The 15,866-nt window shown below is 66.3% G+C and carries 16 protein-coding genes; 9 read left to right on the top strand and 7 right to left on the bottom strand.

The window, feature by feature from the left end:
• The first annotated feature begins 15 nt into the window (after nt 1-15).
• Nucleotides 16-1,200, top strand: a complete 1,185-nt coding sequence (locus tag ABH900_RS14470) for an MFS transporter (protein ID WP_429623725.1) — start codon at nt 16-18, stop codon at nt 1,198-1,200.
• A gap of 12 nt (nt 1,201-1,212) precedes the next feature.
• On the opposite strand, the gene ABH900_RS14465 is transcribed toward ABH900_RS14470, so the two are convergent.
• The 6 genes from ABH900_RS14465 to ABH900_RS14440 form a co-directional block, all read right to left on the bottom strand.
• Nucleotides 1,213-3,285, bottom strand: a complete 2,073-nt coding sequence (locus tag ABH900_RS14465) for an acyltransferase family protein (protein ID WP_429623724.1) — start codon at nt 3,283-3,285, stop codon at nt 1,213-1,215.
• Between the two features lie 44 nt (nt 3,286-3,329).
• Complete coding sequence (locus tag ABH900_RS14460; protein ID WP_429623723.1) at nt 3,330-4,013, bottom strand: DUF2058 domain-containing protein; 684 nt, start codon at nt 4,011-4,013, stop codon at nt 3,330-3,332.
• A 10-nt stretch (nt 4,014-4,023) separates the two neighbouring features.
• Nucleotides 4,024-4,266, bottom strand: coding sequence for a SlyX family protein (locus ABH900_RS14455; protein ID WP_429623721.1), 243 nt, complete (start codon nt 4,264-4,266; stop codon nt 4,024-4,026).
• Nucleotides 4,259-5,608 (bottom strand): UDP-glucose dehydrogenase family protein, encoded by a 1,350-nt coding sequence (locus ABH900_RS14450; RefSeq protein ID WP_429623719.1) that lies wholly within the window; start codon nt 5,606-5,608, stop codon nt 4,259-4,261. The genes ABH900_RS14455 and ABH900_RS14450 overlap by 8 nt, the downstream gene beginning before the upstream one ends.
• 23 nt (nt 5,609-5,631) lie before the next feature.
• The gene (locus tag ABH900_RS14445; RefSeq protein ID WP_429623718.1) at nt 5,632-6,609 is read right to left on the bottom strand and encodes an FKBP-type peptidyl-prolyl cis-trans isomerase N-terminal domain-containing protein; all 978 of its coding nucleotides are present in this window, start codon (nt 6,607-6,609) and stop codon (nt 5,632-5,634) included.
• 96 nt (nt 6,610-6,705) lie between these two features.
• Nucleotides 6,706-7,293, bottom strand: coding sequence for a glutathione peroxidase (locus tag ABH900_RS14440; RefSeq protein ID WP_429623716.1), 588 nt, complete (start codon nt 7,291-7,293; stop codon nt 6,706-6,708).
• A 364-nt stretch (nt 7,294-7,657) separates the two neighbouring features.
• Here ABH900_RS14440 and ABH900_RS14435 point away from each other — a divergent pair, with 364 nt between their 5' ends.
• From ABH900_RS14435 to ABH900_RS14405, 7 genes are all read left to right on the top strand, one after another.
• Nucleotides 7,658-7,894 carry a hypothetical protein gene (locus tag ABH900_RS14435; protein ID WP_429623714.1) on the top strand — a complete coding sequence of 79 codons (237 nt, stop codon included), beginning with the start codon at nt 7,658-7,660 and terminating at the stop codon, nt 7,892-7,894.
• Nucleotides 7,895-7,896: 2 nt separating this feature from the next.
• Nucleotides 7,897-8,256, top strand: a complete 360-nt coding sequence (locus ABH900_RS14430) for a GntR family transcriptional regulator (protein WP_005410261.1) — start codon at nt 7,897-7,899, stop codon at nt 8,254-8,256.
• Nucleotides 8,256-9,131 carry an ABC transporter ATP-binding protein gene (locus tag ABH900_RS14425; RefSeq protein ID WP_053460829.1) on the top strand — a complete coding sequence of 292 codons (876 nt, stop codon included), beginning with the start codon at nt 8,256-8,258 and terminating at the stop codon, nt 9,129-9,131. Before ABH900_RS14430 ends, ABH900_RS14425 begins: the two co-directional genes overlap by 1 nt.
• Nucleotides 9,128-10,156 carry an ABC-2 transporter permease gene (locus tag ABH900_RS14420; protein ID WP_429623712.1) on the top strand — a complete coding sequence of 343 codons (1,029 nt, stop codon included), beginning with the start codon at nt 9,128-9,130 and terminating at the stop codon, nt 10,154-10,156. The genes ABH900_RS14425 and ABH900_RS14420 overlap by 4 nt, the downstream gene beginning before the upstream one ends.
• 25 nt (nt 10,157-10,181) lie before the next feature.
• Nucleotides 10,182-11,069: a DUF4097 family beta strand repeat-containing protein gene (locus ABH900_RS14415; protein ID WP_429623711.1), complete on the top strand. Its 888-nt coding sequence runs from the start codon at nt 10,182-10,184 to the stop codon at nt 11,067-11,069.
• A 30-nt stretch (nt 11,070-11,099) separates the two neighbouring features.
• A complete protein-coding gene (locus ABH900_RS14410) occupies nt 11,100-11,705 on the top strand; it encodes a hypothetical protein (protein WP_429623710.1) in 606 nt (201 codons plus the stop codon).
• Between the two features lie 105 nt (nt 11,706-11,810).
• Nucleotides 11,811-12,236, top strand: coding sequence for a hypothetical protein (locus ABH900_RS14405; RefSeq protein WP_429623708.1), 426 nt, complete (start codon nt 11,811-11,813; stop codon nt 12,234-12,236).
• Between the two features lie 124 nt (nt 12,237-12,360).
• Here the strand turns inward: ABH900_RS14405 and ABH900_RS14400 are convergent, their stop codons facing one another.
• Entirely contained in the window at nt 12,361-13,797 is a 1,437-nt protein-coding gene (locus ABH900_RS14400) for a class II fumarate hydratase (RefSeq protein ID WP_429623706.1), read from the bottom strand.
• 292 nt (nt 13,798-14,089) lie between these two features.
• On the opposite strand from ABH900_RS14400, the gene purB reads away from it, so the two are divergent.
• Nucleotides 14,090-15,457, top strand: a complete 1,368-nt coding sequence (gene purB, locus ABH900_RS14395) for an adenylosuccinate lyase (protein WP_429623704.1) — start codon at nt 14,090-14,092, stop codon at nt 15,455-15,457.
• The last annotated feature ends 409 nt before the right edge of the window (nt 15,458-15,866 follow it).

The raw sequence follows: 15,866 nt of genomic DNA, 5'->3' as shown, positions 1-15,866 counted from the left end.
TGCACTATTCCCGCGATGACCGTTCCTGTTGCCCGCCTCTCAAGCTTCTACCTGTTCTATTACGCAGCGCTCGGTGCATTCACCCCGTACTGGAGCCTGTTCCTGACCGCGCGCGGCATGAGCGTGACCGCGATCAGCGTGATGATGGGCTTGTGGTATGCCACCCGCGTGATCGCCCCCAGTACCTGGACCTCGCTGGCAGCCGCCTCGCCGCGCCCCATCCGGCTGCTGCGCCTGGGCTGCGTGCTGGCCCTGCTCAGTTTCGCGGTGTTCCTGCTGCCCTTGCCACTGCCGTGGATGTACCCGGCGATGGTGGTGTTCTGCTTCTTCTACAACGCGGTGATGCCGCAGTTCGAGTCGATCACCCTGACCCATCTCGGCAATGACAGCCATCGTTACGGGTTGATCCGGGTCTGGGGCTCACTTGGCTTCATCGCCGTGGTCACCCTGTTCGGCTGGCTGATCGAAGGCGACGGCACGGCCAGCCGCGCCGGACTGCTGCCGTGGATGATGCTGCCGCTGTTCGCCTTGATGGTGGCCTCTGCCTTCAGCAATCACTACGCACGCGATATCGGCAAGACCGCGGGCGATGCCAGCGGTTTCTGGCAGATCGTGCGCCGGCCTCCGGTACTGGCGTTCTTCCTGGCCGCGTTCATGGAACAGCTGTCGTTCGGGCCGTACTACACGTTCTTCTCGGTCTACATGGATCACCACGGCTACCGCACCTCCACCCTCGGCCTGCTGTGGACCATCGGCGTGGTGTTCGAGGTGGGCGTGTTCTTCACCATCGGTCGCTTTTTCCGCCGCTACGACGCCAGCTGGATGCTGCTGATCGCGCTGATCAGTTCCTGCCTGCGCTGGGCGGTGACCGCACTGTTCCCGGAGAACCTGCCGGTGATGCTGGTGGCGCAGACCGCCCATGCGTTGGGCTTTGCCGCGTTCTTCGCAGCTGCGATGCAGATGCTGGCCACTTATTTCCCGGGCCGGCTCAACGGGCATGGTCAGGGGCTGCTGTACGGATTCTCGTCCGGCGTCGGCGGCGTGTTGGGTGCGCTCATCGCCGGCCAGCTCTGGAAGATCGATGACGGCCGCACCGCGTTCCTGGCCGGGAGTGGCTTCGCCCTGGTGGGCGCCCTGCTGTGCTTCTTCGCACTCAGTCTGCCGTTGATCCGTGCGCGGCGGAACGGCCGCACACACTGAACACATGTCGGCTCAGCGCTGCAGCAGCACCTGCTGCAGCGACGGCAGCAGCACACGGTTGCCGTGCGCGCTCAGGTGGTCTCCATCGAAGAACAGTGGGCGGCCATCACGCTGCGCCGGACAGAGCACTTCGTCGCACAGCACCGGCATCGGGTCCCACAGCACGCCGCCCGGCAGGCCATCGGCCACCTGCCGCAGGCTGCCCAGCATCGGTGCGCGCAGTGTTTCCATTGCCTCGCGCGTGCTGTCCAGACCGTTCCGGCAGACATCGTTGCGCGCATTGAAGCGATCCGAGCACCGATAGGGCGGGGCCGGCAGCACCGGCTTGGGAGCCTCCAGCACGATGCGCACGCCGCGCTCGGCCAGTGGCCGCCACTGCGAGATCGCCTCTGCCACTTCAACCTCACGCCCCGCTGCGGCTTCCGCGGTCAGTTCGCCCGCCAGCTGCGTCTGCGCATCGAACAACACGAACTGATCAGACAGGCGCGGAACCCGCAGCGAGACCAGTACCACGGCATCACCCGGCTGCGCACGCCGCGTGATGTCGGCGAACACTGCTGCGTCGAAATCGGCACACCCGGCACCTGCACCACGCCACTTCTGCAGGCTCACCTGCGGGCATCCACCACGGCCATAGAGGGACACCTCCGAGCCGGTTTCCAATGCGAGCCGCTGCAGCAGCTCGATGTAGGCCATCGCATGAGAATCACCGGCAACGAACACCCGCTTCGGCGCACCGGCCGGCAACGGGCGATCGCAGCTTCCCCGGGCATAGGTGCGTGCACTGCCACCTTCAAAACGGTGCTTGGCAGCCACCAGTGCACAACCGGGATAGTCACCGGCCACGCTCTTGCCGTTGGGGTACCAATCAGCCGGATGCCGGCTGACCGTGCTCAGCGACAGCCGCGGCGCCTGCAGATAGAGCAATGCCTGGGTACCGGCTGCGAGCAGCAGCACGGCTGCGCCCGCCAGCACCCAACGCCCTGGACGCAGGCGCTGCGCCAATGGTCCACGGAACGGTTGTTCCACCCAGCGCCATGACGCCCAGGACAGCGACAACACCATCGCCATTGCGAAGGTCATCTGCCACGGCGTATCCAGCCCCACCGTCCAACGCATCAACACGAACACCGGCCAATGCCACAGGTACAGCGAATAGGAGAGCAGGCCGACGCGGCGCATCGGCGCACTGGCCAGCAGGCGCGCCACCCACGCCTGCGGGTGGTGATGCAGCGACCACAGCAGGCCAGCGGTGGCGAAGGCCGGCAACAGGCCGTCGGGCCAGGGTGAGCGGCCAGCGCGTGCGGACCACAGTGCCCAGCCCAGCAGGGCCAGCGCCCCGACTGCCAGCAGGGAGAACGCCGGTGCAGCGCGCTTCAGTGCCTGCGCGGTCGCTGCATCCTGTGTGTCGCGCACATGCAGCAGCTGGAACAACAGTACGCCCACGCCCAGCTGCCACAGGCGGGTGCTGGTGGCATAGAACGCCCACGACGGAGGCGCATCACGCATGCCGAGCACAGCGGCATGCAGCAGCGACGCGACGCTCACCAGCGCAAACAGGCCCAGGCTGATCCAGCGCCCGCGCACCCCTCGCGCCCAGGCCAGGAACAGCAGCGGGAACAGCAGGTAGAACTGCTCTTCCACGCCCAACGACCAGGTATGCGTATACGGATTGAACTCGGCCTTGGGCGCGAAGTAATCGTTGCCGATGGCCGCCAGCACCCAGTTGCTGAAACCGAAGAAGGCCATCAACCCGGTCTTGTCGCTGGCTTCGCTGAGCCAGGACTCGGGGATGAACAGCACGCTGGCCAGGGCAGTCAGCAACAGGCACGTCAGCAGCGCCGGCGCGATGCGGCGGATACGGCGCGCATAGAAGCGCAGCATCGACTGCCCCAGTGACAATGGCGGCAGCCGGTGCACAGACGCGCTGACCACGAAACCGGAGATGACGAAGAACACGTCCACGCCGGTGAATCCACCTGGCAGCCAGGCTGGGTCCAGATGGAACACGATGACGGCCAGCACGGCGATCGCGCGCAGGCCGTCGATGTGCGGCACGTAGCCGCGGCTCGGATCAGCGGTCATCCCCCCCCCTGCCGCAACGGCAGGGGGCCGTGGCGGTCACACGTTTACCAGACCAGGTCGTCCGGCACCTGGAACTGCGGATCGGCGTACGGATCTTCTTCGGCCGGTGCGTTCGGATCGACCTTCAGCGCCACCGACGCGGCAAACACCGCTTCAGACTGTGCCAGCACTTCGGCGGTCACCAGCAGGTAGCGGCCATTGAGCTGGACCACGCCCAGCTCACCGGCGTTGAGCGCGGTCAGCTGTTCGGCCGTCACATAGATGCGCTTGATCTTGCCGCCATAGGGGAAGTGGCGGGCGATATCGGCCGCCTCCGCGTTCAGGCCCTTGTCCTTCAGCAGTGTTTCCAGCTTGGCCTTGGCCTCGCGACGCACGCGCGCCTCTTCCTGCTTCAGGCGCTCGGTCTCGATGCGCTCTTCCTTTTCCTTCTGCGCACGGATGGCATAGGCCTTGGCCAGATCCATCTCTTCGGCACTGCGCGGCTTGCGCGGGCCCTGCTGGCCGTGGCCACGCGACGGGCCGCCGGGCTTGCCCGGGCCAGCGGGACCCTGCCCACGACGTCCGCCGGGCGTGTGTTCGCCCTTGCCAGCGCCCTGCGGCCTTCCATTGCCATTGCCACCCTTGCCCTGCGGGCGACCATCACGGCGGGGGGCATCATTCTTGCGCTCGGGCTTGGGTACGGGCTTGAAGCCCAGGCCCATCAGCTGGTCGCGGAGGGTATCGCTCATAGGATTCGGATCAGTAGTGCGGCGGCGGCGGTTCGCTCGCCGGATCGGAAGAATTCAGTGCGTTGCGGACCTTGCCCAGGTCTTCCAGCAGCACGCCCAGCACATCGGCATTGCGCATGCCCTGCATGCGGGCATCGGCCAGCGCATCGCTCAGTTCGGCCAATGCGTGTTCCTGGAAGGACACACGCATTTCCAGCTCGACCAGGCGCGCTTCCAGCGCCTGCTCGCGTTCGGTGGGCAGCAGATCAGACATGCAGCGAGCGCCCCCGGCCGATCCCGTAGTAGGCCAGGCCTGCAGCTTCCACTTCAGCCGGGTCATACAGATTGCGACCGTCAAACACCACCGCATCCTTCAACTGCTCCCGCAGCTTCTGGAAATCGGGGCTGCGGAACTGCTTCCACTCGGTCACCACCACCAGTGCGTCAGCGCCCTGCAGCGCCTCGCTGGCATTGCTGCAGAACACCAGGTCATCGCGCTCGCCGAAGATGCGCTGCGATTCGTGCATCGCCTCCGGATCATACGCGCGCACCGTCGCACCGCCTTCCCACAGCTGCGCCAGCAGGCGGCGGCTGGAGGCTTCGCGCATGTCGTCGGTGTTCGGCTTGAACGCCAGGCCCCACACGGCAAACGTCTTGCCACGCACGCCTTCGTCCTCGCCCTTGTCGTAATGACGCTGGATCAGGGCAAACAGGTGACCCTTCTGTGCGTCATTGACGGCTTCCACCGCATTCAGCAGTTTCGGCTCGAAGCCGGCCTGCTGCGCGGTGCGGGCCAATGCCTGCACATCCTTGGGGAAACACGAACCGCCGTATCCAGCGCCCGGGTAGATGAAATGCCAGCCGATACGCGGATCCGAGCCGATACCCTGACGGACCTGCTCGACATCGGCACCCACGCGCTCGGCAATGTTGGCAATTTCGTTCATGAACGAAATCTTGGTCGCCAGCATCGCGTTGGCGGCGTATTTGGTCAGTTCGGCCGAACGCACGTCCATTTCCACCACGCGGTCGTGGTTGCGGTTGAACGGTGCGTACAGGCGCCGCATCACTGCCACCGACTCATCGCTGGTGGCACCGATGATGATCCGGTCCGGACGCATGCAGTCGGCCACCGCGTCGCCTTCCTTCAGGAACTCCGGGTTGGACACCACGTCGAAGGCGATGTCCTCGCCACGTGCGGCCAGCTCTGCGGCAATCGCCGCACGCACCTTGTCGGCGGTGCCGACCGGCACCGTCGATTTGTTGACCACCACGGTCGGCACGCTCATGTGCCGGCCGATGGTGCGGGCCACGGCCAGCACGTACTGCAGGTCGGCGCTGCCATCCTCGTCCGGCGGCGTGCCGACGGCGATGAACAGCACCTGGCCGTGACCGATCGCGGCCGCGGCATCGGTGGTGAACGCCAGCCGCGAGGCGGCATGGTTGGCCTTCACCATCGGCTCCAGACCCGGCTCATAGATCGGGATGATGCCCTGGTTGAGGCCATCGACCTTGGCCTGGTCGATATCGACGCAGACCACCTGATGGCCAACGTCGGCCAGGCAGGTACCGGTCACCAATCCCACATAACCGGTACCGAAAATCGCAACGCGCATGTCCGTGCAGGCTCCGTGGTCGCTTACGGCAGGACGCCCAGCAGCTCGACGTCGAACGTCAGAGTCGCGTTCGGGCCAATCGGGCCACCCGGGGTGCCGTTCTCGCCGTAGGCGAGCTCGCCCGGAATCCAGAAGCGGTACTTGGAACCGACCGGCATCAGCGCAACGCCTTCGGTCCAACCCTTGATCACCTGGTCCAGGCCGAACTCGGCCGGCTGACGGCCATAGGAACTGTCGAACACGGTGCCGTTGAGCAGCTTGCCTTCGTAGTTCACGCGCACCTTGCTGCTCGGCAGCGGACGCTCGCCGCTGCCCGGGCGGATTACCTGGTACTGCAGGCCCGACGCGGTGGTCACCACGCCCGGCTGGGTCTTGTTCTTGGACAGGAACGCATTGCCTTCCTGGCGGTTGGTCTGCGCGGCCTGGGCGGCCTTGGCCTGCATTTCGGCCTGCTTGCTGCCCATGAAGGCCTGGATGGTGGCGGTCGCGTCAGCTTCCGTCATCTTCGGCTGGCCCTTGCTCAGGCCGGTGCTGATCGCGTCAAACAGCGAGGCGACATCGATATCGTCCTTCAGCTGCGTCAGCGACGGACCCACCGAGTAGGAACCGATCATCTGCGACACCTTGACGCGATCAACCTTCGCCGGCTGCGAACCCGGCGCCATGCCCGGCACCTGCTGGCCACTGCGGGCCATCACGACCTGACGCAGCGCGGCATCGGTGGCCTTGGCCTGTTCCTGGGTGATCTGCGGCTGCAGGCCTTCGAACGAACGCTCCACGGCGGTACGCAGCGCAGCCACATCGATCTCATCGGCGATCGGGGCGAACGACTTGGCCACGTCCAGGCCGATGGCGTAGCCGAGCTTCTGCTTGGGGGAATTCAAGGTTGCGGTCTCCTTGGCGGCTGCGGGGGCAGCCGGTTGTTGCGACAGAGCGACACCCGAAGTGCCCATCGCCAGAATCAGAACCGACGCCGCTGCGCCGCGCATTCCCATCTTCATTCGCTGCATTCCTGGAAGTGTCTGGGCGCCGACGTCGGCGCGAAAAGAAACATTGTCGCACGCATGCCGACGATGTCGAGGCATCCGTGCCGGATATCAATGCGTGGCGGCAGCTGCCAGCGCCTTGTCGATGGCAGCGGTCAGCTGCGGATCGTCCGGCGTCACCTTGCTGGCGAACTGGGCGATGACCTTGCCATCGCGGCCGACCAGGTACTTGTGGAAGTTCCAGCCCGGCGCCACGCCGGTGGCCGCGGTCAGCCGCTGGTACAGCGGCGTCGCTTCGGCGCCGATGACGTGCACCTTCTCGAACATCGGGAACTTGACGCCGTAGGTGAGCGTGCAGAAATCCTGGATCTGCTTCTCGTCACCCGGCTCCTGGCCCTTGAAGTCGTTGGACGGGAAACCGAGCACGGCGAATCCCCGGCCGGCGTAGCGCTTCTGCAGCGCCTCCAGCCCTTCGTATTGGGGGGTGTAGCCACACTTGCTGGCGGTATTGACCACCAGCAGCACCTGCCCGTGATAGCGCTGCTGCAGGTTGACCTGCTGCTTGCCGGCGAGCGGGCGGTAGTCCAGGTCGAGAAGGTCCGCAGCCAGCACATGGGCCGAACCGGCCAGGCCGGCGACCAGCAGGGTGAGCAGGGACAGGCCGCGCAGACGGCGCGGAGAAACGGTCGGCAGGGGCATCGGGAGCAGTCCGCAGTAGCCATTCACAGGGGCCGACCGGTTCCGGCCGGGCATCGGCCGAACTATAGCACCGGGCCTTGGCCGGCCCTCCCGCGGCGGGCGATGCCGGCTTTGCAGGGCGTGGCGTTTCCCGCCCCCCAGCGGCAGCGGCGCAGTGATGACAAAACGTGGACAACACTGAATGGACCATGCGCCCGGATCCGCCCGGACGACAGATTTATTTCCAATGAAAATCAATCAATTAGATGGATATTTCGGTGTCATGACCACCCCTGCCATCAGTTGGGGCCGGCAAGGGGTTGCACGCCGGCGTGCCGGTGTTATAGTTGCATACAACACCAGTCACCTGAGACAGGGGGAAGCCATGAACACCCGGATGCGTCGCACGCTCACCGCACCTGCGGTCACTGCCGTCTCGACCCTGCTCGTGGTCGCCTGGCTGGCCATGCCAACCTCCCCGGCCTCGGCGGACAGTGCGCAGGACGCGACCGTTTCACCGGCAAGCATCGCCGATCCTCCCCCCCCTCCCCCGCGTCGGCTGCACAGCTCCCTGTCCATGCCGTACTTCTCGTTCGCCCAGCCGCTGACCCCACGGAGCTGAATATGAGCGACATCCAGTGGAGCGACGGCGCTCCCATCTACCGTCAGTTGAAGGAGCGCGTGATCGCCATGATGCTCGACGGAATCCTCAAGCCGGGCGATGCCCTGCCCTCGGTGCGCCAGGTGGCCGCCGATTATCAACTCAACCCCATCACCGTTTCGCGCGCTTACCAGGAACTGGCTGACGAAGGCCTGGTCGAGAAGCGCCGCGGCCTGGGCATGTTCATGACCGAGCAGGCGGCCACGCAGCTGCGCAGCAGCGAGCGCGAGCGCTTCCTCAACGAAGAATGGCCGGCGGTGCTGGAGCGCATCCAGCGCCTGGGCCTGAGCCTCGACGAATTGCTGCCCCAGGGGAAAGTCTGATGAATAGCACTGCAAGCGAAGCGGTCATCACTGCCCGCGGCCTGCGCAAGGCCTACAAGACCACGGTCGCCCTCGACAATGCCAGCTTCAGCATTCCGAGCGGACGCATTGTTGGCCTGATCGGGCCCAACGGCGCCGGCAAGACCACGGCGTTGAAGGCCATCCTCGGCCTGACTTCGGTGGAAGGTGAGCTGAGCGTGCTGGGTCGCGACCCACGCCTGCACCGCGACGAGCTGATGAACGATATCTGTTTCATCGCCGACGTCGCCGTGCTGCCGCGCTGGCTGAAGGTGCGCGAGGCGATCGATTTCGTCGCCGGCGTCCACCCGCGTTTCGACCGCGCCCGCTGCGAGCGCTTCCTGGCCAACACCAAGCTGCAGCCGAAGCAGCGCGTGCGCGAACTGTCCAAGGGCATGATCGTGCAGCTGCACCTGGCGCTGGTGATGGCCATCGATGCCCGTATCCTGGTGCTGGACGAGCCGACCCTGGGCCTGGACATCCTGTACCGCAAGGAGTTCTACCAGCGTCTGCTCGAGGACTACTTCGACGAGCAGAAGACCATCATCGTCACCACCCACCAGGTGGAGGAAATCGAGCACATCCTCAGCGACGTGATGTTCATCCGCGACGGCCGCATCGTCCTCGATGCGGAAATGGACGACGTCGGCCAGCGCTACACCGAACTGCTGGTCAACGCCGACCAGCTGGACACCGCCCGCGCGCTGAAGCCGATCGACGAGCGCAGCCTGGCCTTCGGCAAGACCGTGATGCTGTTCGATGGCGTGCCGCGCGCCCAGCTCTCCACCCTTGGCGAGACCCGCAGCCCGGGCCTGGCCGACCTGTTCGTCGCCATCATGAAGGGGACCTACGCATGAACGCCGTCAACCATCCCGTCAGCCCGATGGGCACCCTGCGCTGGCTGCTCAAGCGCGAGTACTGGGAGAACCGCGGCGGATTCCTGTATGCCCCGCTGATCGCCGGCCTGATCTCGCTGGTGATGAGCACCGTCGGCATCGCCTTCGGCCTGTTCGCCCTGCATCGTGCCGCACGCGATGGCGGCCTTCGCGTTGACGGCGACAATGTGAACATCAACGGCCTGGACCTGGCCCTGCTGACCCGCGACATCAGCGCCAAGGACCTGTCCGACCTGGGCAACGGCCTCGACCTGACCCTGGTGCTCAGCTCAGCCTGGCCGTTCCTGGTACTGGCCTTCGTGGTGTTCTTCTACTGCCTGGGCGCGTTGTACGACGATCGCCGTGACCGCAGCATCCTGTTCTGGAAATCGCTGCCGCTGTCGGACACCCAGACCGTGCTGTCCAAGGTGATCAGTGCACTGATCGTGGCCCCGTTGATCGCGGTGATCGCCGGCATCATCACCATGTTCGGCTTCATGCTGGTCATCAGCATCGTCGCGCTGATGCATGGCGGCAGCCCGATGACCCTGATCTGGGGCCCGGCCAGCCCGCTGACCCTGGCCGCCGGTCACCTGGCCTGGATTCCGGTCTACGCCCTGTGGGCCCTGCCCACCGCCGGCTGGCTGCTGCTGTGCTCGGCCTGGGCCCGTACCAAGCCGTTCCTGTGGGCAGTGATGCTGCCGCTGTTCGCCGGCGTCATTGTCAGCACCACCAAGGTGATGCCGCTGATCGGACTGACCACGGGCTGGTTCTGGCAGAACATCGTCGGCCGGCTGCTGCTGGGCGGCGTACCGGGCACGGACCTGGTGTATCGCCTCAGCGCCGAGGAAGGCTCGCGCCGCGATCTCGAATCGGTGGTCAGCCTGATGTCGCCGGCCTCGCAGCTGAAGTCGCTGGCGATGCCGGAACTGTGGATCGGCGCCGCCGTCGGCGCAGTGTTCATCTTCCTTGCCATCCGCCTGCGCAAGCGCGCCGGCGAGATCTGACCCCATCCACCCGGAGGCACCACCCATGCGTTCCCTGCTCGCTTGTTCTGCGTTGTTGCTGTTGCCACTGTCGGCGCTCGCCGCCGATGCACCGAACTGCAAGTTCACTGCTGCGCGCGCGTTGAAGCTGGACGTGGCGGGGGCCAAGGCGGTGGTCTTCGAAGTGAATCAGCATGACCTGAAGGTCGTCGCCAGCAAGGGGGGCGGCCAGCTTGATGGCCGCGCCTGCGCCTCCAGCCAGGAATGGCTGGAGCAGCTGGTGCTGGACCAGCGGCGGGTCGGCGACAAGCTGGTGGTGAGCCTGCGCCGCGAGGGTCGCCACAGCGGCATCAACCTGGGCAACAGCTACGCCTGGCTGGACATCCGCGGCAGCGTGCCGGACAACCTGCCGTTGCAGCTCAAGGTCGGCTCCGGCGATGCCAGCGTGGAAAACGCCCAGTCGCTCAGCGTGGACGTCGGTTCCGGTGATGCCATCGCCCGCGGCACCCGCGGCAGCGTCCACGCCGCGGTGGGCTCGGGCGACCTCGACATCGACGGCGGTGCCTCGCTGGACCTGCTGTCGCTGGGCTCGGGCGACGTCAAGGCCCGCAACATCGGCGGCGACGCGACCACCGGCACCGTCGGCTCCGGCGACCTGAAGATCAGCGATGTCCGTGGCAACGCCCGGCTGGAGACGGTCGGCTCGGGCGACATCGAGTTCAAGCGCGTGCAGGGCAACGTCGAGGTCGGCGTGGTCGGCTCCGGCGGTGTTGATCTGGCCGATATCGGAGGCAGCGTGCATGTGCGCAGCCATGGCTCGGGCGACATCCAGGTCAATGGCGTGCGTGGCAGCCTGACCGTCGACCACAGCGGCAGCGGTGATGTGGGGCACCGCAATGTCAGCGGCAGGGTCACCCTGCCGCGCAACAAGTAACGCCCATCCAACCGATTCGAGGGGAATGCCATGAAGCTGTTGCGCCTGCTGCCCGCCACCCTGCTGTGCCTGCCGCTGATCGCCTGCGGCGGCACCTCGTCCACCCCCGACACCTCGGTCGGCAAGAGCGTGGCTGACGCCACCAGCGGCGTCGGCACGAAGGTCAAGGAAACCATGGACGAGGCCCGCAGGGACATCGCCCAAGGCAACATCAAGGTCTCCGCCGACAAGCAGCCGCGCGCGGAGATCACTCCGGATGGCCATCTGCTGATCGACGGCAAGGATGTGCCAGCCAACGATGCGCAGCGCCGCCAGCTGCTGACCTACCGGGGCCATGTGGTGGCCATCGCACTGGACGGCATGGATGTCGGTCTGGCGGGTGCCAAACTTGGCGCCAACGCAGCGGGCGAAGCCCTGAAGGGCATTTTCAGCGGCGACAGCGAAGGGGTTGAAAAGCGCATCAACGCCGAAGCCGCCAAGATCGAGGCCCAGGCCAAGCGCATCTGCGAGCGGTTGCCGGCGATGCTGGCCAGCCAGCAGGCGCTGGCGCGCGAGCTGCCGGCATTCAAGCCTTACGCCACGATGGACCAGAGCGATGTGGACGACTGCGGCAAGGACACCGTGGTTCTGCGCTAGGCCTGTGACACTTCAGCGCACCCGGCCGGCAGTGGCATCGCGCTGCCGGCCGGCGCGCGCCGGCCGGCTTACAATGACCGCCCCGGATGCCCCGAACCGAACGCCATGAAGAAGTTGTTCCTGCTGCTGGCCGCCCTGCTCTGCCTGGGCCTGGTCGGCTGTGACAAGGATTACCGCAACCACCGCGCCGAGCGCGGCAAGCCCAAGATTTCCGTCAGCGAAGGCATGGTCACCGTGCGTCGTCCGCCCGCGCCGAACATCATCATCCTCGGCGATGGCACGATGAAGATGGACGAGATCCAGATCCCGCTGGACGACGCCCAGAAGCAGATGCTGCAGACGATGTTCGGCAAGCTGCAGGTGCTGCGCCAGAACACCCTGGTCGCCGCACCGGCCGATCCCAACATGCAGCCGGTGAAGATCCAGCCGCCGGACGGCATGGAGGTGATCCCGGCGGACCTGATCCAGCGCATCCCCGAGTTCAAGGACTACACCGACACCTTCGGCAACATCGTCGCCGACCGTCGCTGAAAAAACGCCGCCTCAAGGGCGGCGTTTCTTGTTGATCCGGTAGCGCCTGGCCACGCCCGGCGAGCGCAGCGCGCGGCCATCCGGCAATCCGCCGGGTATGGCCCGGCGCTACCCAACCGACCGGTCAACCACCGCCGCCACCGCCGGCATGGATGCCGCCAGCAGTCAGTGCGGTCGGATCCAGCAGGCGACGCAGTTCGGCTTCATCCAGGCCACTGTCTTCCAGCGCCACATCCAGCACCGGGCGCTGTTCCTTGTAGGCACGCTTGGCGATGGCCGCAGCCTTCTCGTAGCCGATGATCGGGTTCAGCGCGGTGACCAGGATCGGGTTGCGCGCCAACGCCTCGGCCACGCGGTCCTCGCGCACCTTCAGCCCAGCGATGGCGCTGTCGGCCAGCAGCGTGGACACGTTGGCCAGCAGGCCGATGCCATCGAGCAGGTTCACCGCGATCAACGGCAGGGTGACGTTGAGCTGGAAGTTGCCGGTCTGGCCGGCCACCGTGATCGCGGTGTGGTGGCCGATCACCTGCGCGCAGGCCATCACGGTCGCTTCCGGAATCACCGGATTGACCTTGCCCGGCATGATCGAGCTGCCCGGCTGCAGCGCCGGCAGTTCGATCTCACCCAGCCCGGCCAGCGGACCGGCGTTCATCCAGCGAAGGTCATTGGCGATCTTGATCAGGGCCACCGCCAGCGCATTGAGCTGGCCGGACAATTCGACGGCATCGTCCTGCGCAGCCAGGCCTTCGAACTTGTTGTCGGCACTGTCGAACTTGAAGGACGTCTGCTGCTTCAACGCCTTGGCCACCTGCGTGCCAAAACGCGGATCAGCGTTGATGCCGGTGCCGATCGCGGTGCCACCCAGCGGCAGGCGGCGCACGCGCTTGAGGCTGTCCTCGATGCGCTCCTGGGCCGAGGCCAGCTGCGCTGACCACGCGCCGAATTCCTGTTCGAAGGTCAGCGGCATCGCATCCATCAGGTGGGTGCGGCCGGTCTTGACCACCTTGCGCAGGCTACGGCCCTTCTTGTCCAGGGTCTTGCGCAGATGCACCAGCGCCGGCAGCAGCTGCTCATGCGTCGCCAGCACCGCCGACACACGCAGCGCGGTCGGAATCACGTCATTGGAGCTCTGCCCCTGGTTGACGTGGTCGTTGGGGTGGACCGTGGTCTTGCCGGCCTTGCCGGCGCGGTTGGCCAGGGTCGCGATGACCTCGTTGGCATTCATGTTCGAGGAGGTGCCCGATCCGGTCTGGTAGACGTCGATCGGGAAATGCGCATCCCAGTCACCGGCAGCCACTTCAGCGGCGGCGGTCTGGATGGCCTTGGCCACGGTCTTGGGCAGATGCCCCAGCTCGGCGTTGACACCGGCCGCGGCGCCTTTGACCAGGCCCAGCGCACGGATGAAACCGCGCGGCATGCGTTGGCCCGACACCGGGAAATTCTGTACGGCACGCTGGGTCTGTGCGCCCCAGAGGGCGTCGGCAGGCACCTGCAGCTCGCCCATGCTGTCATGTTCGATCCGGAACCCCGGGGTTCCACCCTTGCTTGCAGCTTTGCTCATTGCATCGACTCCGCACTACTTCAGTTGGGGAAAGGGAAGCGGCGGCTGGCAGGGTGTCGCTTCCCGGGGCTGGCGGCTGCGGTAACGATACTCCCTTGCCCGCAGCATGGGATGACGAGGACGGGCCAGATCATTCCGTCTGCACGGCCGTTGCGCGCGCAAGGGTAGTGCCGGCCGCTGGCCGCCAACGGCGCCGCGCCCGCGATTCCATGGGTTGCCGGCCAGCGGCCGGCACTACCTCACCGGCACGTCGTAGAATATCGGCCCCGCCGCTCGTCCCAGCCCTGCCGACATGTCCGATTCCGCCCTGCTCGCCCTGTCCCCGCTCGATGGCCGCTACGCCGGCAAGGTCGACGCCCTGCGCCCGATCTTCTCCGAATACGGCCTGATCAAGGCCCGCATCGTGGTCGAGGTGGAATGGCTGCTGGCGCTGGCCGCCGAGCCGGGCATCGTCGAACTGGCCCCGTTCTCCAGCGCCGCCATCGCCCGCCTGCGTGCACTGGCCGCCGACTTCAGCCCGGCCCAGGCCGCGCGCGTGAAGGAGATCGAGCGCACCACCAACCATGACGTCAAGGCGGTGGAATACTTCATCAAGGAACAGCTGAAGGACGATGCCGAACTGGCCCCGGCACTGGAGTTCGTGCATTTCGCCTGCACCAGCGAAGACATCAACAACCTCAGCTACGGCCTGATGCTGGAACAGGCCCGCCGCGAGGTGCTGCTGCCGACACTGGACGGCATCGCCAACGCCCTGCGCACCCTCGCCCACGCCCAGGCCGGCCAGCCGATGCTCTCGCGCACCCATGGCCAGACCGCCTCGCCGACCACGCTGGGCAAGGAGCTGGCCAACGTGGTCGCGCGCCTGGAGCGCCAGCGCAGGCAGATCGCCGCGGTCGAACTGACCGGCAAGATCAACGGTGCGGTCGGCAACTACAACGCCCACATCGCCAGCTACCCGGACGTGGACTGGCCGGCCTTCGCCGAGCGCTTCGTCACCGGCCTGGGCCTGGTGTTCAACCCGTACACCACGCAGATCGAGCCGCACGACAACATTGCCGAGATCGGCGACGCGGCCCGTCGCGCCAACATCATCCTGATCGATCTGGCCCGCGACATCTGGGGCTATGTCTCGCTGGGTTATTTCAAGCAGCGGCTCAAGGAAGGCGAAGTCGGTTCGTCGACGATGCCGCACAAGGTCAACCCGATCGATTTCGAGAATGCCGAAGGCAACTTCGGCATCGCCAACGCGCTGTTCGAGCACTTCAGCGCGAAGCTGCCGATCAGCCGCTGGCAGCGTGACCTGACCGATTCCACCGTGCTGCGCGCACTGGGCACCGCGTTCGGCCACAGCCAGGTGGCGCTGGATTCGCTGGCCAAGGGCCTGGGCAAGCTGGAAGTAAACCCGCAGCGCCTGGACGCCGATCTGGACGCGGCCTGGGAAGTGCTGGCCGAAGCCGTGCAGACGGTGATGCGCCGCCACGGCCTGCCGAACCCGTACGAGCAGCTGAAGGCGCTGACCCGTGGCCAGGGCATCACTGCCGAGTCGATGCGCGCGTTCGTGCAGGGACTGGAGCTGCCGGCCGATGCGAAGCAGCGTCTGCTGGAGATGACCCCGGGCAGCTACACCGGCCTGGCGGAGTCGCTGGCGAAGAAGATTTAAGGGGTTTGCTTGCGGCGGCGGCCGCGGGCGCTGCCTGCGGCAGGCTTAACTGCAACTGCAACGTCAAAGGCGGCTCTGGGTTATTGCCTCGCTTGGCGGGGCGGGTTGGGTTGTCGGGACGGAATTTGAAAGAGGGACGCGGCTTCGCCGCGTCCCTCTTTCGTTTGTCCGATGGGGTCAGATCCCTTTTCCATTGGAAAAGGGATCTGACCCCACGAGCGCAGGAGCATGAGCAGGAGCAAGCGCAGCGCGCGACCCGCTGTTGCCTTTGATCTTCTTCTTCCAATCCGTGGCGGGCCGCGCAGGAAACTGTCAGGGGCCGGGCGGGTGGGCCATGCAGGGGCGTTGGGGCCCGGGGTGGCGGCCGCGGGCGGTCCGGGGGGGGATGGGCAGCGGCCCCGCCTGGGCC

This window comes from Stenotrophomonas sp. AN71 (genome assembly GCF_050435725.1).
Classification (GTDB): domain Bacteria; phylum Pseudomonadota; class Gammaproteobacteria; order Xanthomonadales; family Xanthomonadaceae; genus Stenotrophomonas.
This window is presented reverse-complemented; position numbering and strand designations above follow the sequence as displayed.